13 protein-coding genes and 2 pseudogenes are annotated in these 17,488 nt (G+C 62.8%); 7 read left to right on the plus strand and 8 right to left on the minus strand.

Annotated features, from left to right (window positions below):
- Window positions 1-95: 95 nt before the first annotated feature.
- From KVG91_RS26585 to KVG91_RS26600, 4 genes are read right to left on the minus strand one after another with little or no spacing between them, the layout of a single operon-like run.
- Complete coding sequence (locus tag KVG91_RS26585; RefSeq protein ID WP_169378107.1) at window positions 96-959, minus strand: SMP-30/gluconolactonase/LRE family protein; 864 nt, start codon at window positions 957-959, stop codon at window positions 96-98.
- A 36-nt stretch (window positions 960-995) separates the two neighbouring features.
- A complete protein-coding gene (locus KVG91_RS26590; RefSeq protein ID WP_169378108.1) occupies window positions 996-2,576 on the minus strand; it encodes an aldehyde dehydrogenase (NADP(+)) in 1,581 nt (526 codons plus the stop codon).
- A gap of 11 nt (window positions 2,577-2,587) precedes the next feature.
- Window positions 2,588-3,577 (minus strand): AraD1 family protein, encoded by a 990-nt coding sequence (araD1, locus tag KVG91_RS26595; protein WP_169378109.1) that lies wholly within the window; start codon window positions 3,575-3,577, stop codon window positions 2,588-2,590.
- A gap of 15 nt (window positions 3,578-3,592) precedes the next feature.
- Window positions 3,593-4,915 (minus strand): MFS transporter, encoded by a 1,323-nt coding sequence (locus KVG91_RS26600; RefSeq protein ID WP_217894960.1) that lies wholly within the window; start codon window positions 4,913-4,915, stop codon window positions 3,593-3,595.
- A 192-nt stretch (window positions 4,916-5,107) separates the two neighbouring features.
- Here KVG91_RS26600 and KVG91_RS26605 point away from each other — a divergent pair, with 192 nt between their 5' ends.
- Together KVG91_RS26605 and KVG91_RS26610 are read left to right on the plus strand one after the other, a co-directional pair.
- Window positions 5,108-6,844 (plus strand): IlvD/Edd family dehydratase, encoded by a 1,737-nt coding sequence (locus KVG91_RS26605; RefSeq protein ID WP_169375664.1) that lies wholly within the window; start codon window positions 5,108-5,110, stop codon window positions 6,842-6,844.
- Window positions 6,845-6,892: 48 nt separating this feature from the next.
- Window positions 6,893-7,615, plus strand: coding sequence for a FadR/GntR family transcriptional regulator (locus tag KVG91_RS26610; protein ID WP_169375665.1), 723 nt, complete (start codon window positions 6,893-6,895; stop codon window positions 7,613-7,615).
- 31 nt (window positions 7,616-7,646) lie between these two features.
- Here KVG91_RS26610 and KVG91_RS26615 read toward each other — a convergent pair whose 3' ends face one another.
- The 3 genes from KVG91_RS26615 to KVG91_RS26625 all read right to left on the minus strand — a co-directional run bounded on the left by KVG91_RS26615 (window position 7,647) and on the right by KVG91_RS26625 (window position 12,625).
- Complete coding sequence (locus KVG91_RS26615; protein WP_169375666.1) at window positions 7,647-9,062, minus strand: hypothetical protein; 1,416 nt, start codon at window positions 9,060-9,062, stop codon at window positions 7,647-7,649.
- 149 nt (window positions 9,063-9,211) lie between these two features.
- A complete protein-coding gene (locus KVG91_RS26620) occupies window positions 9,212-11,344 on the minus strand; it encodes a TonB-dependent siderophore receptor (protein ID WP_169375667.1) in 2,133 nt (710 codons plus the stop codon).
- A 189-nt stretch (window positions 11,345-11,533) separates the two neighbouring features.
- Entirely contained in the window at window positions 11,534-12,625 is a 1,092-nt protein-coding gene (locus KVG91_RS26625) for an NADH:flavin oxidoreductase/NADH oxidase (RefSeq protein ID WP_169375668.1), read from the minus strand.
- A 90-nt stretch (window positions 12,626-12,715) separates the two neighbouring features.
- On the opposite strand from KVG91_RS26625, the gene KVG91_RS26630 reads away from it, so the two are divergent.
- A complete protein-coding gene (locus KVG91_RS26630) occupies window positions 12,716-13,015 on the plus strand; it encodes an ArsR/SmtB family transcription factor (protein ID WP_169375669.1) in 300 nt (99 codons plus the stop codon).
- Between the two features lie 8 nt (window positions 13,016-13,023).
- On the opposite strand, the gene KVG91_RS26635 is transcribed toward KVG91_RS26630, so the two are convergent.
- The gene (locus KVG91_RS26635; RefSeq protein WP_169375670.1) at window positions 13,024-13,482 is read right to left on the minus strand and encodes a metallophosphoesterase family protein; all 459 of its coding nucleotides are present in this window, start codon (window positions 13,480-13,482) and stop codon (window positions 13,024-13,026) included.
- A 137-nt stretch (window positions 13,483-13,619) separates the two neighbouring features.
- Between KVG91_RS26635 and KVG91_RS26640 the strand changes: the two genes are divergently transcribed.
- From KVG91_RS26640 to KVG91_RS26650, 4 genes and pseudogenes are all read left to right on the plus strand, one after another.
- Window positions 13,620-14,510, plus strand: a complete 891-nt coding sequence (locus tag KVG91_RS26640; protein WP_169375671.1) for a bestrophin family protein — start codon at window positions 13,620-13,622, stop codon at window positions 14,508-14,510.
- A 297-nt stretch (window positions 14,511-14,807) separates the two neighbouring features.
- A pseudogene (locus tag KVG91_RS28190) lies at window positions 14,808-15,734 on the plus strand (HAMP domain-containing protein); the annotation flags it as partial.
- 345 nt (window positions 15,735-16,079) lie between these two features.
- A pseudogene (locus KVG91_RS28195) lies at window positions 16,080-16,595 on the plus strand (methyl-accepting chemotaxis protein); the annotation flags it as partial.
- Between the two features lie 275 nt (window positions 16,596-16,870).
- On the plus strand, window positions 16,871-17,461 hold the full coding sequence (locus KVG91_RS26650; RefSeq protein WP_169375673.1) for an amino acid synthesis family protein: 591 nt from the start codon (window positions 16,871-16,873) through the stop codon (window positions 17,459-17,461).
- The last annotated feature ends 27 nt before the right edge of the window (window positions 17,462-17,488 follow it).

The following is a 17,488-nucleotide window of genomic DNA, read 5'->3' on the forward strand; positions in this document are numbered from 1 at the left end:
CTCGCGAAAAACCCGAGAGCGCCGCGCTCATTCAGGATGACCGCGTTATCGTTAACGACCTTCGCGGGCAAGCCCGCTCCTACAGGGGTTTTGGTTTAACCGGCAAAGCGGTGACAGGGCTTGCCTGGCACGTCGACCTCGATGGCCAGCACCGCACCATCCAAGGGGTGATCCAATGGGCTCGCGGCGCTGGTGATATACAGGGTGGTGAGGTGGGGGCCACCGAACACGCAGCTGGTGGGACGGCTGACCGGCAGTTCGATGATGCGGTCCACCTGGCCGTCAGGCGCAAGGCGCAGCAGGCAACTGCCGTCCCAGCGCGCGTTCCAGATATAGCCCTCCACGTCCATGGCCGAGCCGTCCGGCCCGCCGCGTTCGTGCGGACCGAACCAGACCTGCGCCGGATGCAGCTGGCCGTCCGGCGCAATCCCGTGCCGGTACAGCGTGCCGTCCAGGCTGTCGCCAAAATGCACCTGGGTGCCGTCATCGCTCCACAGCAGGGTATTGGGAATGCCCAGCCCGCTGAGCAACGGCGTAACCTGCGCATCGGCATCGATGCGAAACAGGCCGCCGGAGCGTCGGGTGATGGGCAGGTCTTCACCCTGCTCGCCGATGTTGTTCTGCATGGTGCCCAGCCACAGCCGGCCCTGGGCATCGCAACGGGCTTCATTGCCCCGGTTGCCCGCTTGCGGGTCGGCCACGCACAGCAGCGTCAGGGCTTCGGTGACCAGGTCGAGGCGATACACGCCGCTGCTCAAGGTCACCAGCGCATCGCCGCTTTCACAGGGGATGAACGCCGAAACATGCTCGGGCAACTGCCACACCTGCAAGTGCCCGTCCATCAGGCGCAGCGCCTGTTTGCCGGCGATATTGACCCAGTACAGCGCCTGGGTGGGCGCGTCCCAGAACGGGCCCTCCCCCAGTTGCGCGCGATGCGCGGTGACAGCGTGAAACGACATGGTGCCTCCTGGAGTGTTGTTGTTCTCAGGCGTGCTTTACAGCGATTCGCGCGATGGCGTGCCGTCCACCAGCCGCTGGATACGCAACGGATTGGCGTTTTTCAACGCATCGGGCAGCAGGCTGTCGGGGTAGTTCTGGAAGCACACCGGACGCAGGAAACGGTCGATGGCCAGGGTGCCGACCGAGGTGCCACGGGCATCGGATGTCGCGGGGTACGGCCCGCCGTGCACCATCGAATCGCAGACTTCCACGCCGGTCGGGTAACCGTTGAGCAGGATGCGCCCGACTTTTTGTTCCAGCAGCGGCGTGAGTTCGGCGAACTGTTGCAAGTCGTCCGGCTCGCCGATGATCGTGGCGGTCAATTGCCCGTGCAGGCCGTGCAAGGCGGCGCTGAGCTGGGCCTGGTCGGCGACTTCGACAAACACCGTGGTGGGGCCGAAGACTTCTTCCTGCAGCACTTCGTCGCCGTCGATCAACAGGCGCACATCGGCCTTGAACAGTTGCGGCTGCGCCTGGTTGCCCGCCTGGGCATTGCCCGCAAGGTGCTGGATACCGGCGTGCGCCAGGAGTTTTTCCAGGCCCTTGCCGTAGCTGCCCAGGGTGCCGGCGTTGAGCATGGTTTGCGCCGGTTGCTCGCCGATCAGTTGCGCCACTTGTTGGGTGAACGCGGTAAATTCAGGCGATGCGATACCGATCACCAGCCCAGGGTTGGTGCAGAACTGGCCGCACCCCTGCACCACCGAAGCGGTCAGGTCGCGGGCCACGCTTTCGGCCCGCGCCGTGAGGGCCTGGGGCAATACGATCACCGGGTTGATGCTCGACATCTCGGCGAACACCGGGATCGGCTGCGGACGCGCCGCGGCCATGTCGCACAAGGCACGACCACCCTTGAGCGAACCGGTGAAGCCCACGGCCTGGATGGCCGGGTGCTTGACCAGCGCTTCGCCGACGCCACCGCCGAAGATCATGTTGAACACGCCGGCCGGCATCTCGGTCGCTTCAGCGGCGCGAATAATTGCATCGGCGACCTGTTCAGCCGTCGCCATATGGCCGCTGTGGGCCTTGAACACCACCGGGCAACCGGCCGCCAGCGCTGCGGCGGTGTCGCCACCGGCTGTGGAAAACGCCAGGGGGAAGTTGCTGGCCCCAAACACCGCCACCGGGCCCAGACCGATGCGGTATTGGCGCAGGTCCGGGCGTGGCAGTGGCTGGCGATCCGGCAGGGCCTTGTCGATGCGCGCACCGTAGAAATCCCCGCGACGCAGCACGGTGGCGAACAAGCGCATCTGGCCGCTGGTACGCCCGCGCTCGCCTTTGATGCGCGCGGCCGGCAGTGCGGTTTCGCGGCACACCAACTCAATGAAGTTATCGCTCAGGGCATCCAGTTCGTCAGCGATCGCATCCAAAAACTGTGCGCGGCGCGCGGCACTCAAGGCGCGGTACGCCGGGTAAGCCTGCGCGGCGGCCTTGGCAGCGGCGTCGACTTCCTCCGGGGTGGCCTGGTAGAAATCCTGGGGCAAGGCTTCGCCAGTGGTCGCGTCGACGCTTTGCAGCTTGACGCTGCCCTTGGCGCTGCGCTGGCCGCCGATGTAGTTGTGGCCGAGATACTGGGTCATGAGGCTCTCCTTTAAAGGGTGATGACGTTGCCGGGTTCGAATGCCGCATCGCTGCTGCCGACGCGGTTGACCAGCGGCGCGCCGAACTCAGCCTGGCTGATCTCGAACACGTCGCCGGCCTGGGTACGTATACCATCGGCGAATGACAGCGTGGCGGTGCCGAAGAAGTGGATATGCACATCGCCGGGCTTGAGGAACTGGCGGTATTTGAAGTGATGGTATTCGAGGTTTTCCAGGCTGTGGCACATATTGGCCTCGCCGCTGAGGAATTCGTTCCGCCAGATTTCCTCGCCGTTACGCAGGATACGGCTGGTGCCTGCCAGGTGCTGGGGCAATTCGCCCACGCGCACTTCCGGGCCATAGCTGCAACTGCGCAGTTTGGAATGGGCCAGGTACAGGTAGTTCTTGCGCTCCATGATGTGGTCGGAGAACTCGTTGCCCACCGCATAGCCCACACGGTAAGGCTTGCTGTCCGGGCCGATCACGTAAAGGCCACCGATTTCCGGCTCTTCACCGGCATCTTCGGCAAACGGCGGCACCGGGAACGCGGCGCCCGGGCGCACGACGGTGCTTCCGTCGCCCTTGTAGAACCACTCCGGTTGCACGCCTGCCTGGCCGGCCGCCGGTTTGCCGCCTTCCACGCCCCATTTGAAGATGCGCATGGTGTCGGTCAAGGCGGTTTCGTCGCCGGCCTGGTGCATCTTGTCGCGGGCCGAGGCGCTGCCCAGGTGGGTCAGGCCGGTGCCGCTGATCAGCATGTGCGCAGGGTCCGGGTGATCCAGCGGCGGCAGAATCTTCAGGTCGGCCAGCAGGCTTGCGTAGTCGTGGCTGTCGCCCAGGCCGAGGCTGTTCACCTGCTGTTCCAGGCCCACGCCCGCTTCGATGGCGGCCAACGCCAACTCGCGCACGCTGCGCGCCGTCTGGACTTCGCGCAGGCTATTGCCCTCTACAACGCCGACGCGGCGTTCGCCGTTGCTTGTCTCGAACTGAACTAAACGCATGGATTTTCTCCCAGATTAAGGTCGTGTGGCGCCACGGGCGCTGGCGGCGAATTGATCGGCGGGCAGCACGTGCTTGCGCTCCAGCAGGCGATAGACCACGCCGGTCAGGACCAGCCCGAACAGCATCACCGCCGACAGGAAATACAAGCCCGACGCCAGGTTGCCGGTGTATTCCTTGAGCGCGCCGATCACGAACGGGCCGATATAGCCGCCGAGATTGCCCACCGAGTTGATCAATGCGATACCGGCCGCCGCGCTGGCGCCGGCGAAGAACCGCCCAGGCAGGGTCCAGAACACCGCCGTGCAGGAAAACATCGCGAACGCCGCCAGGCACAGCGCGGCCATCTGCAGCACCGGCACACTGAGCCAGGCACTGAAGAACAGGCCGATGGCGCCGAGCACATAAAGCACCGCCAGGTGGCCGTAGCGATCGTTCAAACGGTCGGAACTGCGCGGGATGATCAGCAGGCCGATGATGCCGAAGATGTACGGCACGGCCGAGATGAAACCGGTGGTGAGGTCGCTGCCGCCGAATTGCTTGATCAGGGTCGGCAGCCACAGGCCCAGGCCGTAGATGCTCAGGGTCACCGGCAGGTAGAACAGCGCCAGCAGCAACACACGCTTGTCTTTCAAGGCATGCAGCGGGTTGCCGTGACGGGTCTGGCCGTAGGCTTGCAGGTCTTTGTTCAGTTCGCCGGTGAGCCAGGCTTTTTCCTCCTCGCTCATCCATTTGACCTGTTTGGGGCCATCCGGCAGGTAGCGCAGCACCGGCCAGGTCAGCAGGATCGCCGGGGCGCCGATCACGATAAACAGCCACTGCCAGCCGTGCAGGCCGAGAATGCCGTCCATGCCCAGCAGGCCGCCGGACACAGGCCCGGTGATCATCATGGCGATGGGTTGCGAGAGGATGAACAGCCCGAGGATCTTGCCGCGATGGCGCACCGGGAACCACTGGGTGATGTAGTACAGGACGCCCGGAAAGAAGCCCGCTTCGGCCGCGCCGAGCAGAAAACGCATCACGTAGAAGCTGTGCGGCCCCTGCACAAAGGCCATGCCGATGGTGATGGCGCCCCAGGTGAGCATGATCCGTGCAAACCAGCGTCGTGCGCCGAAGCGGTCGAGCAGCAGGTTGCTGGGGATCTCAAACAGGAAGTAGCCGATGAAGAACAACCCCGCGCCCAGGCCATAGGCGGCGTCGCCAATGCCGACGTCGGCGCCCATGTGCAATTTGGCAAAGCCCACGGCGGAGCGGTCGACGTAGGCGATCAGGTACAGCAGGATCAGGAAGGGAATCAGTTTCAGCGTGATGCGCCGAATAAGCCGCAGTTCCTGGCTCATGGGGTCGATCTCCGATTGTTGTTCTTATAGAAGCTCGGGGGACGCCTCTCGCGAAAATCCGCCAGGGTCATACCTCAGTTGAGGCTGACTATATAGTAGGACTATTTGCAAAACAACTCTTCCAAAGCAGCGATTTTGCGCTTATGTTTAAGCACGCATAGAATATATAGTCATACAATAAGAGAATCGATCATGTCTGATAAAAAGCCCGGCCTACGCTCCGCCCAGTGGTTTGGTACCGCCGACAAGAACGGCTTCATGTACCGCAGCTGGATGAAGAACCAGGGCATTGCCGACCATCAGTTCCATGGCAAGCCGATCATCGGCATCTGCAACACCTGGTCGGAGCTGACCCCGTGCAACGCGCATTTCCGCCAGATCGCCGAGCACGTCAAACGCGGCGTGATCGAGGCCGGCGGCTTCCCGGTGGAATTCCCGGTGTTTTCCAACGGTGAATCGAACCTGCGCCCTACCGCCATGCTCACCCGCAACCTGGCGAGCATGGACGTTGAAGAAGCGATTCGCGGCAACCCGATTGACGGCGTGGTACTGCTGACCGGCTGCGACAAGACCACCCCGGCCCTGCTGATGGGGGCCGCAAGTTGCGACGTGCCGGCCATCGTGGTGACCGGCGGGCCGATGCTCAACGGCAAGCACAAGGGCCAGGACATCGGCTCGGGCACCGTGGTGTGGCAGCTCAGCGAACAGGTGAAAGCCGGCACCATAACCCTGGATGATTTCCTCGCGGCCGAGGGCGGCATGTCGCGCTCGGCGGGCACCTGCAACACCATGGGCACGGCTTCGACCATGGCCTGCATGGCCGAAGCACTGGGCACGTCCCTGCCCCACAACGCGGCGATCCCGGCGGTGGATGCGCGGCGTTATGTGCTGGCGCATATGTCGGGCATGCGCGCGGTAGAGATGGTGCGCGAAGACTTGAAGCTCTCCAAGATCCTCACCAAAGAGGCGTTCGAAAACGCGATTCGCGTGAACGCGGCCATCGGCGGTTCGACCAACGCCGTCATCCACCTCAAGGCCATCGCCGGGCGCATCGGCGTGGAGCTGGACCTGGATGACTGGACCCGCATGGGCCGTGGCATGCCGACCATTGTCGACCTGCAGCCGTCGGGGCGTTTCCTGATGGAAGAGTTCTACTACGCCGGCGGCCTGCCCGCCGTGCTGCGCCGCCTCGGTGAGGCCAACCTGATCCCGCACCCGAATGCCTTGACCGTGAACGGCAAGTCCCTGGGCGAGAACACCAAGGATTCGCCGATCTACGGCCAGGATGAAGTGATCCGCACCCTTGATAACCCGATCCGCGCCGACGGTGGCATCTGCGTGCTGCGCGGCAACCTGGCGCCGCTGGGTGCGGTGCTCAAGCCGTCCGCCGCCAGCGCGGAGCTGATGCAGCATCGCGGCCGCGCGGTGGTGTTCGAGAACTTCGACATGTACAAGGCACGCATCAACGACCCGGAGCTGGAGGTGGACGCCAATTCGATCCTGGTCATGAAAAACTGCGGGCCCAAGGGTTACCCAGGCATGGCCGAAGTCGGCAACATGGGCCTGCCGGCCAAGCTGCTGGCCCAGGGCGTGACGGATATGGTGCGTATTTCCGATGCGCGCATGAGCGGCACGGCGTACGGCACGGTGGTGTTGCACGTGGCCCCGGAAGCCGCAGCCGGCGGGCCGTTGGCCGCGGTGAAGGAAGGCGACTGGATCGAACTGGACTGCGCCAACGGCCGCCTGCACCTGGACATTCCCGACGCAGAGCTGGCGGCGCGCATGGCGGACCTGGCGCCCACCGAAAAACTCATCGTCGGCGGCTATCGCCAGCTGTACATCGACCATGTGTTGCAGGCCGACCAGGGTTGCGACTTCGACTTCCTAGTGGGTTGCCGCGGGGCGGAAGTCCCACGGCATTCCCACTAATTGGGATGCTATGATGCCGCGAATCTAAGTCAGAGCCTTCCCGTCGTTATGGATCACCAGCCGCCCAAGCCGCGCAAGAGTATGCATGCCCAGATCGTCCAGGACTTGGGCATGCACATCGTTTCCGGCCGCTTCAAGCCCGAAGAACGGCTGCCCATGGAGGCCACGCTCTGCGAGGAGTACAAGGTCAGCCGCTCGGTGTTGCGTGAGGCGACGCGGGTGCTCAGCGCCAAGGGCCTGGTGTACTCCAAACCACGGGTCGGCGCGGTGGTGCGGCCCCGCTTGAAATGGCACCTGCTCGACCCGGACGTGTTGTCCTGGTTGATGCAGTCCACGCCCCACAGCGAATTCTTCAACACCCTGGCGGGCGTGCGGCGCATTCTCGAACCGGAAATCGCGGCCATGGCCGCGACCACGGCAACCGACGAAGACATCGCCATCATCGAGAAGGCTTACGCCGGCATGGAAACCGCGAAGACCCACGAGGACCTGCTGCAGGCCGACCTGGACTTCCACCGCGCCATTGCCGACGCCACGCGCAACGACCTGCTCGCCTATATGTGCAACATGCTGTCGTTGCCGCTGCGCGAGTCGATCAATATCACCAACCGCCGCCCGGATATCCAGGGCCTGAGCCTGCCCCGGCACAAGGCGATCCTGACCGCGATCCAGAACCGCGATGCGCTGGGTGCCCGGCATGCGTCACTGGTGCAGCTGGATGACACGCGGGTGGCGTTGGATACGGTGATGAATGTGCTCACTCCGCTCTGAAGCCGTTCACCACTGCGACTCAAGGTCCGCTTTAACGCAAGCCGTAGGTATGAATGCCGACACCATCACGCTGACTTGGCTTGGCCCAGAATACCCGGTCGCTGGCAGCGTCGAAGCCGAGCACGCCGTGGTCGTCCAGGGCCAGGCGTCTCCAGCCCTGCCCCCCATCCCTGGAATAAAACACCGCCCCGGCTGAAATATTCGCATCGCCCCACCAGTACAGCCAACGCGGTGGGTGGTGTTCGCTGTAGGTGCTGATCATCAAGCTATCGCGCCCCACCCACAACCTCTGGGCCTGGGTGCTGGCGGCCAGTGGCGAAAACACATTGGGCACCTCACCCAGGGGTTGCCAGGCCAGGGTAGTGGTGTTCATTTCAGCGACCACGGCCTGTCCACGCGAGCCCTGGTCGATCAGGCCGAGCACACGCCCCTCGCCGTTACTGCCCAGGTCGGTGATGTACAGGCCGTCTTCACGTTGGATCGTGCTCACTTGCCATGTCCCGGCCGTGCGCGTGAGTGCCACCCGGGTGGTGACGCTGACCGCCACGTTGCCGCCCTTGTCATCCGGGGAACTGCCCCAGAAGCGCTGGGACACCCAGATATAGGCGCGTCGGGCATCCAATTGCAGCACGTGGGTCACTTGGTCGCTTGAATCGTGCCATTGCTTGATATCCGGGCGTTTGCCGCTTGCGTACTCAGACCCTACCAACAGGGAGTGTGGGGTCATGATCGGCGTACTGTGCAGGCCGCCGGCGCTGGAGTAGTACACCCCGGTCGATACGCTGTTGGACTCGTCCTCGATCTCCTCGGGGAGGCCCCAGGCCCAGACCTCGTCCTTGCTGTAAAAGTACGGATCAAGGAGCACCAGCGCGCTCCCTATCCTGGGGAAGAAATCATCGGCCAACAAGGTCCAGGTCTTGCCCTGGTCATCACTGCTGAACACCACTTGGCCATCGGCGCCCTTGGGACGCTGCAGGTCGGTGAGCAGAAACACACGGGCGCCATCGGCACTGGCCACCAAGGACGCGCCGCCACTGAGCCGGGCTACCGGCTTGAACTCGCCGTCAGCCCCCAGGCGCGACACAAAGGTGGTCTGGGGTTTGCTGCCGGAGAAGAAGCCGGAATAAGTGCTTTCCTCTTGCGGCGCCTTCGGGGTCTTGCCGTAGAGCTGTTCGGTCAGGTTGACCTCTTCGGCGCTCGGTTCGAACCTGTGATATTCGTCATCGACCCGCCCTACCAACCACGTCCCTTGGGCCGTCACCACAACGCCGGTACCCGAGTCGCCGAAGTCATACGGACTCAGGCCCTGCAAGGTGCCCAACTGCTGTTGATCCGGGCTGGCACCGCCGATTTCCAGCTTGGGGCTGGCGATGATCCAGATGTACCACAGCGCGGCGCCGATCAGCAGGCCAACGACCAGGCGGGTGATGAAGACTGAGCGAGGCATGGGATGTCCATCTCCGGGAAAATGGGCATGCTTTTCTCATCTATCGGGGGAGGCGTAAACGCTTATTTAAGCGCAGGCGGGGTTTTCTGCCGGGGTTGTGACGTGGCGTGCAATCACCAGTTGGAGGATTGCACGCCGACGGGCAGCCGTTACAAGGTGTACGAGATGCCTACCTGCACGGTACGCGGCTCACCAGGGTAGGCATAGAAGTTCTGGAACGAACCCTCTTCGTACTCGCGGTTGAATAGGTTTTTCACATCCAGGTTGAGCCGTACGTTCTCGTTGACCTTGTAGTAACCCAGCAGGTCGACCACCGTGTAAGCATCCATGGTGAATGTGGTGTTGGTGGTCTGCCCGGCACGATCCGCCACGTATTTTGTACCTGCGCCAAGGCCCAGTCCCTTGAGCGTGCCGTCCTGGAACTCATACACGTTAAGCAGGCTGAAGCTGTTGCGCGGGATGTTGGCCAGGCGCGTCCCTGTACGAACCGCCGTGTCCTTGGTGACCGCCGCATCCACGTATGCATAGCCGCCGATCACCCGCCATTCAGGCGTCAGGTTACCGGCCACATTCAGGTCGAAACCGCGGCTGCGCACCTGACCGGTCGCTACGTTGAAAGCGGAGTCAAGCGGGTCGACACCCTGGACGTTTTTCTTTTCGATCTGGTAGATCGCCGCGTCGACGCTCAGCTGTTTATCCAGCGCTTCCCATTTCACGCCCATCTCATAGGACTTGCCTTTCTCCGGCTCGAACCCGCCACCCTGGCGGCTGGCACCGGTGTTCGGCTTGAAGGAGCGGGCGGCATCGGCATAAATCGCGACGGTGTCGGTGAGGTCGTACATCACGCCGACGCGCGGGGTGACGGCATTATCGGCCGCGTTCCAGTTCGGGGCGCCTGCGTAGGATTCATACTTATGCTCGAAACGCTCAAAGCGTGCACCGGCGAGAACTTTCAAACGCTCGGTCAGCGCCACCTGGTCCTGGACGAAGGCCGCGTAGGTCTTGAGGTTTTCCTTGTCATGGGTGGGCGTGCGGGTCAGCGCCGGACGCGGCTGGCCGTAGACCGGGTTGAAGATATCGATCGGAAAGGTGCCCGTCGCAGCGCTGGAACGCTGGATGATCGATTTATAATCGTAGTCTTCGTACTCGACGCCGGTCAGCAGGGTGTGATCAAAACCACCAGTAGAGAAGTGCCCGGTCAAGTTGAGCTGATAGTCCTTGTCGGTCCATTCCAGCTTGCGGTAGTTGAAGTTGCGCTGCAGGGTGCGGCCGTCGGCGCCCAGGCTGGTCGCGCCGTTGGCCTCCACGCCATTGCCCTTCATCGTGCCGTCGAGCCACTGGAAACCACCGCCCAGGGTCCAGTTGTCGTTGAGCATATGCTCGAAGCGCAACTGCGCGGTGTTGTTATCGTTGTGCAGGTCGCCGGCGTATTTTTCACCCCAGAAGGTGTCGCGCGACGGCGTCCCGCGTTGGTTGGCAAAGCGCGTCAGGCCGCGATCCAGCGGGTGGTTGTTGCGGATGAAGTCGCCTTCGAAGATCAACTTCGTGGCGTCATTGACCTGCCAGCTCAACACCGGGGCCACGCCGTAACGTTCGGTGGAGACATGGTCGCGGAAGGTATCGCCGCCCTCGCCCACCACGTTCAGGCGGTAGGCCAGGCGCCCTTCGTCGTCCAACGGGCCGGAGGCATCCAGGGTGCCGCGCTTCATGCCCTGATCATCCAACTGGCTGCCCAACGTGACCGTACGCTCGGCCAGCGGCTGCTTGGACACCACGTTGAAGGTGCCACCGGGATCGCCGCGGCCGTACAGCATGGTCGCTGGACCACGCAGCACTTCGAGGCGTTCGATGGTGTTGGCGTCGGGCATGGCCGGGTAGCCGCGGTTGACGGGAAAACCGTTGCGATAGAACTCTGCGGTGGTAAAGCCACGCACGGTGAAACTGGTAAGCCCCTGCCCACCAAAGTTGTTCGCCCGGCCCACGCCGCCGGCGTAATCGAGGGCATCCTGCAATCGGGTCGCGCCGATGTCCTCGACCACGTCTTTGGACACAACGGTGATCGACTGCGGTGTTTCATGAATCGAGGTGTCGGTACGCGTCGCACTCGCCGAACGTGTGGCGTGGTAACCCTTGACCGGCCCTTGCGCCGTTTCGACATCCGCCATGCCGGTCACGCTGGTCGCTTGCAACTCCAGGCTGGCTTTTTCGGTGGGGGCAACGTCTGCCCAACTGAAGGGGGAAAACGCCTGCAGCACACAGATGGAAATCAGGGTACGACGCATGAATGTGAGACCTAGTGAATGAGCCAGATGGGACGGCAAACCTGCCAAGAATTCGGCGGGCATGGTATACCAACCCATTCTCGTTTGACATCTATTCTCATTCGTTATTTTTTTGGTATCCGGCTTGTATCAAAATCTGGCCGAAAAAAAGCCACTCAAACGAGTGGCTCATTACACGCTTGGCTCGCCTCAGCGATAGCGTTCCAGCCAATGCGCATACGGCGCCGGCAGGGTCCACGAGGACTTCTCGACACCCAGTTCCTTGGCCGCGAAATACGCCCAATGCGGGTCAGCCAGGTGTGCACGGCCAACCGAAACCAGGTCCAGGTGCCCGGCCTGCAACGCGCCTTCGGCCAGTTGCGGCGTACCAAAACCCCACGCCGAGGTCACCGGGATACCGGCTTCGCGGCGCACGCGTTCGGCGATCGGGCCCATGAACGCCGGGCCCCACGGGATGTTGGTCTCAGGGATGGTGAAGCCCACGCTGACGCTCAACAGGTCCAGGCCACCGGCCTTGAAGTGACGGGCCAGCTCGATCGATTCGGTGAGGGTCTGCTCGTCGCGGCCGTCGTATTCGATCACGCCGAAACGCGCGGTCAGCGGCAGGTTTTCCGGCCACACTTCGCGCACGGCGGCCAGGGTTTCCAGGAGGAAACGGCTGCGGTTGTCGAAGCTGCCGCCGTAGGCGTCGGTACGCTGGTTGGCGTGTTCGCTGAAGAAGCTCTGGCCCAGGTAGCCGTGGGCGAAATGCAGCTCGATCCACTCAAAACCGGCGTCACGCGCACGACGGGCGGCGTCGACGAAATCCTGTTTGACCCGGGCGATGTCGTCCAGGGTCATGGCGCGCGGCACGTTTGGCAGGTTGGCACCAAAGGCAATGGCCGACGGCGCGATGGTTTCCCAGCTGCGCGCGTCAGAGGCCGCCATGTGGTCATCGCCTTCCCATGGACGATTGGCGCTGGCTTTACGCCCGGCGTGGGCGATCTGGATGCCCGGCACCGAGCCTGCGGCCTTGATCGCCTGGACCATCGGCACGAACGCCTCGGCGTGGGCATCGCTCCAGATACCGGCGCAGCCCGGTGTGATGCGGCCTTCAGGGGACACGGCGGTGGCTTCTACCACCAGCAGGCCGGCGCCGCCACGGGCCATGCCGGCCAGGTGCACATGGTGCCAATCGTTGACCATGCCATCATCGGCCATGTATTGGCACATCGGTGGAATGGCGATACGGTTACGCAGGGTGACGTCTTTGAGGGTGAAGGGTTCGAACAATGCCGACATGGGGGACTCCAGCAACAGATGAGTGATTCGATAGTTCGATGGTAATCGAACTATGGTGTTCAGCGATACCCCCCTGTTATCATCCGCGCCATGCGAGCCTTCAAACACCCCACTCCTCAAGACCTGACTCTCGAACGCGTGCTCTACGCCCTGAGTGACCCGGTGCGCCTGGAAATCGTGCGTTGCCTGGCCGGCGTGCCGGAGGCGACCTGCGGCGAATTGGACGGTGGGCGGCCAAAATCCAGCATGTCCCATCACTTCCGGGTTTTACGCGATGCCGGCCTGGTGCACACCCGCAGCGTGGGCACCACCCACATGAACTCGTTGCGCGGCGATGAGCTGGAGAGCCGGTTTCCCGGACTGCTGGCCAGCGTTCTCGCCCAGCGGTAAGTGTCGTATCAGTCCAGCAGCGCAATCAAACGCGGCTCGATGCTTGTTCTCTGCACCTCCAGCACCGCCAGGGTCACCGGCAGCTTGAAGCGCCGCCGCCCTGCGCTGCCGGGGTTCACATACAGCGTCTCGGCCCGCCACTCGATCAGCGGTTTATGCGAGTGGCCGGTGATCACCAGGCGCGTACCGCGGTCGAGCAAGGCCGGTACGTCGGCGATGTCATGCACGACCAAGGCCTGCCAACCGTTCAGATCGATCATCAGATGATCAGGCACCTGCTGCGCCCACGCCGCGCCTTGATCGTTATTGCCGCGTACAACATGCAGCGGCGCGATGCGCGCCAACTGGTCGAGAATCTCGGGGCCGCCGATATCGCCGGCATGGATGATCTGCTCGCAGCCCTCCAACGCCGCCACGGCTTCAGGCCGCAACAGGCCGTGGGTGTCGGAAATCACGCCGATTTTCATGAAACCTCCAGGATTTTGGATCCAACAGCAGGCAACCGACGAGCAGCTTAAACGATTCAGGCCCACAGCGAACCTTCCCCATTCACTGGCGTCCGAGCTAAGGCACTGTTGCTTACCGCTCGCCGCGAGGTCCTCGTTTGAAAGCTGCCATCATCAAAAAATACCGTTTGATTATCAAGACCATGGGCTACGTAGGCTGGGCGCTGTTCTGGCTGCTGCTGTGGGACGTGGCCGTCACCGTGGATTTCATGCTGTTTCTCACCGCCAAGATAAACTTGCCGCTGATGCCCTTGACCCTGCTGGGTTCGGCGCTGGTGGTGCTGATCAGTTTTCGTAACAGCAGCGCCTACAACCGCTGGTGGGAAGCGCGCACGCTGTGGGGCGCAATGGTGAACAACTCGCGCAGCTTTGCGCGCCAGGTCTTGACCCTGCTGGACGACCCCGACGGCGAGGTGAACCCGGTCAAATCCACCCTGCTACGCCGGCATGTCGCCTACGTGAACTGCCTGGCCGCGCACCTCAAGGGCGAGCCGTGTCCCGAAGAAGTGCGTGCGTTTATCCCCGCCGAAGAATTCGCCCGCAATGGCGCCACCAATAACTTTGCCAACGATATTCTCACCGGCTCCGCCGCCTTGCTGGCCAAGGAATACAAAACCGGTCACCTGGACAGCATCCGCCTGGCGCGGCTTGAGTCGACCCTGGTGGACTTGTCCAACGCCCAGGGCGGCATGGAGCGCATCGCCAACACGCCGCTGCCCTACCCCTACGTGTATTTCCCGCGCCTGTTTATCTCGCTGTTTTGCCTGATCGTGCCGGTGGGCCTGGTGGAATCCCTCGGCTGGTTCACCCCGCTGGCCTCGACGGTGGTGGGCTTCATGCTGCTGGCCATCGAACGCATCGGCACCGACCTGCAAAGCCCGTTCAGTTCCAGTGAGCACCAGATCCAGATGGAAACCATCTGCGAAACCATCGAGAAAAACCTGCAGTCGATGCAGCGCGACGCGCTGGGTGGCGAGCGCATCGGTTAAACACCCCCTGGTCCTCAAGTGCGTGCCCGCGCAGTCGATATACAAAGGGTACGCATGGGCCACACCCCTCAAAAAACACATGCGACGCTCGACGCCACTGTTTTCCCCTTGCCAAAATTATAAATACCCGCGGGTGAAGTCATGAATATCAAGCAAAAGCTGACCTGGGCGTTTGCCGCCATCGCGTGTGTCCCGGTTATTCTGGTCGCTGTGTTGGTTGTACTGAATCTGCGCGAAGGGGCCCTGGCCAACTTCCTCGACAGCAGCGGTCGCGAGATCCGCCAGATCGATAATGGCATGAAGCAATTCTTCGACGGCATCAGCCAGAACGTCGAGTTCGTGGCCAAGGACCCGCGCGTTGTCGCGGCCAAGGAGCTCAAGAGCTATGCCGGTGCCGACGCGACGCAAATCCCGCTGACCCCGACCAACAAAGAGCTGCTGGCGATTTTCGACCAGTTCGCCAAAAGCCATCCGAGCACCGCTTACCTATCCCTGGGCCTGGCCGACGGCGGCTACGCCAGCTGGCCTGACGACACCAAACTAACCAACTACGACCCCCGCGTGCGCCCCTGGTACAAGGCGGCCATCGCTGCGCCGGGCAGTACCGTGCGCACCGGTGCCTATTACTGGGCGCCCGACGATGTGGTGCTGATCGGCACCGTGCACACGGTTGCCGACGCCACCGGCAACATTCTCGGCGTGGTCGGGCTGGACGTGTCGCTCAAGCAGCTCACTGAGCTGGTGCGCAACATCAAGCTCGGTCACAGCGGCTACCTGATGCTGATCGAAGGCAACGGCAACGTGCTGGTGGACCCCAGCGATGCCAAGCACAACTTCAAGCCCCTTGCCGACCTGGGCCCGAACTACGCTGAACTGGCCAAGCACGGCGACGGCGTGACCCAGATCGATATCGACGGCGTGGCCTACATGGCCAACCTGGTCAGCTCCAAAGACCTGGGCTGGCGCTTTATCGGGCTGATCAAGCGCGATGAAGTGATGGCCGGCGCCACCAGCCTGACCTGGTTGATCGCGGCCATCGCCGCCGCCCTGGCCGTGGTGTTCGCCATTGTCGGCGCCAGTTTCGCCAGCATGATCGTGCGCCCGATTCGCGGCGTGGCCGACGGCCTGCAAGAGATCGCCGAAGGTGAAGGCGACCTGACCCGCCAGCTCAAAGTACAAGGCAAGGACGAAACCGCCAGCCTGGCCGGCTGGTTCAACCAGTTCCTGGGCATGATCGCCCAATTGGTGCAGCGTATCGGCAACGCCTCCTCCGACCTGCAGACCGCCGCCGCCGACACCAGCGAAGTGGCCCACAATATGAACCAGGCCGCCGGCCGTCAACGCGAAGCCGTGGAGCTGGTGAGCACTGCGTTCAATGAAATGGTGGCCACCGCCAACGAAGTCGCGCGCTCCTGCAGCGCCGCCGCCGTCAGTGCCGACGAAGGCTACCGCGACGTGCACGACGGCCAGCAGCATATCGGCGAAGCCACCGGCAGCGTGCTCAAGCTCAGCGAAGACTTGCAGAAGTCGACCCAGACCATGCAACTGCTGGAGCAGGACAGCCAAAACATCAACACCATCCTCGACACCATCCGTTCGATTGCCGAACAGACCAACCTGCTGGCGCTCAACGCTGCCATCGAGGCCGCACGTGCCGGTGACCAGGGCCGTGGCTTCGCAGTGGTCGCCGATGAGGTCCGCGCCCTCGCCCGCCGCACCGCCGACTCCACGGGCGAAATCGACAGCCTGCTCGGCAACCTCGCCCGCCGCACCCAGGAAGTCACGCAGCAGATGCAAGGCAGCCTGCTGGTGTCGCACACCAGCGTGGAACGCATCCAGCAGGCCCGCGACAGCTTCGACAAGATCCGTGGCTCGGTGGACTCCATCCGCGACCAGAATACCCAGATCGCCACTGCCGCCGAAGAACAGCACCAAGTCGCTGAGGAGATCAACCGGCACATCGCGCAGATCCATGCCGATGCGCAACTGGTCGAAGAGTTTGCCCACACGGCGCAAACCGGGTCGGGTCGGTTGACGGATATTTCCGGCCAACTCAAGGGCCTGGTGGGCCGCTTCAAGTTCTGACGTCCCCTCCCAAAGCAGGCGGTGAGCCTTTCACCGCCTGATCGCCACACCCCTTCACCCTCTTTTAGGCATTTGCCCTTATATCTGTTGCGAGCGATCCGATGGAGTCTCTGTAGGAGCGAGCTTGCTCGCGAAAAACTTCAACGATAACGCGTGTATTCAGGATAAACGCGGCGCCTGTGAGATCTTCGCGAGCAAGCTCGCTCCTACAGCTATTGCGCTTCTCGTATTATGGTATACCATCATACGCAGACCCTCACTTAGACGGAGCAGCCATGAGTTTCGAAATCCGCAAGATCGTCAGTTATGTAGAAGAAACCTTTATCGAGGGCGGCAAAGCCTCCGACACGCCCGTGAAGATGGTCGGCTTGGCCGTGGTGCTGAAAAACCCTTGGTTGGGCCGTGGTTTCGTCGAAGACCTGAAGCCGGAGATCCGCGCCAACTGCTCCGATCTCGGCGCACTCATGGTCGAGCGCCTGGTGGGCATCATCGGTGGCGCCGAGAACATCGAGGCCTACGGCAAAGCAGCCGTGGTGGGTGCCGATGGCGAGATCGAACACGCGAGCGCGATCATCCATACCCTGCGCTTCGGCAACCACTACCGTGAAGCGGTCAAGGCCAAGAGCTACCTGAGCTTCACCAACAAGCGCGGCGGCCCGGGCACCTCGATCCAGATTCCGATGATGCACAAGGACGACGAAGGCCTGCGCTCGCACTACATCACCCTGGAAATGCAGATCGAAGACGCGCCGCGTGCTGACGAAATCGTCGTCGTGCTGGGCTGCGCCGATGGCGGTCGCCTGCACCCACGGATCGGCAACCGTTACATCGACCTGGAAGAGCTGGCGGCTGAACAAGCCCAGTAAGCGACACCGGCCATAACAAAAAGCATG

It is taken from the genome of Pseudomonas azadiae, from assembly GCF_019145355.1.
GTDB classification, from domain to species: Bacteria; Pseudomonadota; Gammaproteobacteria; order Pseudomonadales; family Pseudomonadaceae; genus Aquipseudomonas; species Aquipseudomonas azadiae.

What these genes read in the sequence shown, in the direction of transcription:
- KVG91_RS26585 (WP_169378107.1), bottom strand. Translation starts at nt 959, where the DNA reads ATGTCGTTTCACGCTGTCACCGCGCATCGCGCGCAACTGGGGGAGGGC.
- KVG91_RS26590 (WP_169378108.1), bottom strand. Translation starts at nt 2,576, where the DNA reads ATGACCCAGTATCTCGGCCACAACTACATCGGCGGCCAGCGCAGCGCC.
- araD1 (WP_169378109.1), bottom strand. Translation starts at nt 3,577, where the DNA reads ATGCGTTTAGTTCAGTTCGAGACAAGCAACGGCGAACGCCGCGTCGGC.
- KVG91_RS26600 (WP_217894960.1), bottom strand. Translation starts at nt 4,915, where the DNA reads ATGAGCCAGGAACTGCGGCTTATTCGGCGCATCACGCTGAAACTGATT.
- KVG91_RS26605 (WP_169375664.1), top strand. Translation starts at nt 5,108, where the DNA reads ATGTCTGATAAAAAGCCCGGCCTACGCTCCGCCCAGTGGTTTGGTACC.
- KVG91_RS26610 (WP_169375665.1), top strand. Translation starts at nt 6,893, where the DNA reads ATGGATCACCAGCCGCCCAAGCCGCGCAAGAGTATGCATGCCCAGATC.
- KVG91_RS26615 (WP_169375666.1), bottom strand. Translation starts at nt 9,062, where the DNA reads ATGCCTCGCTCAGTCTTCATCACCCGCCTGGTCGTTGGCCTGCTGATC.
- KVG91_RS26620 (WP_169375667.1), bottom strand. Translation starts at nt 11,344, where the DNA reads ATGCGTCGTACCCTGATTTCCATCTGTGTGCTGCAGGCGTTTTCCCCC.
- KVG91_RS26625 (WP_169375668.1), bottom strand. Translation starts at nt 12,625, where the DNA reads ATGTCGGCATTGTTCGAACCCTTCACCCTCAAAGACGTCACCCTGCGT.
- KVG91_RS26630 (WP_169375669.1), top strand. Translation starts at nt 12,716, where the DNA reads ATGCGAGCCTTCAAACACCCCACTCCTCAAGACCTGACTCTCGAACGC.
- KVG91_RS26635 (WP_169375670.1), bottom strand. Translation starts at nt 13,482, where the DNA reads ATGAAAATCGGCGTGATTTCCGACACCCACGGCCTGTTGCGGCCTGAA.
- KVG91_RS26650 (WP_169375673.1), top strand. Translation starts at nt 16,871, where the DNA reads ATGAGTTTCGAAATCCGCAAGATCGTCAGTTATGTAGAAGAAACCTTT.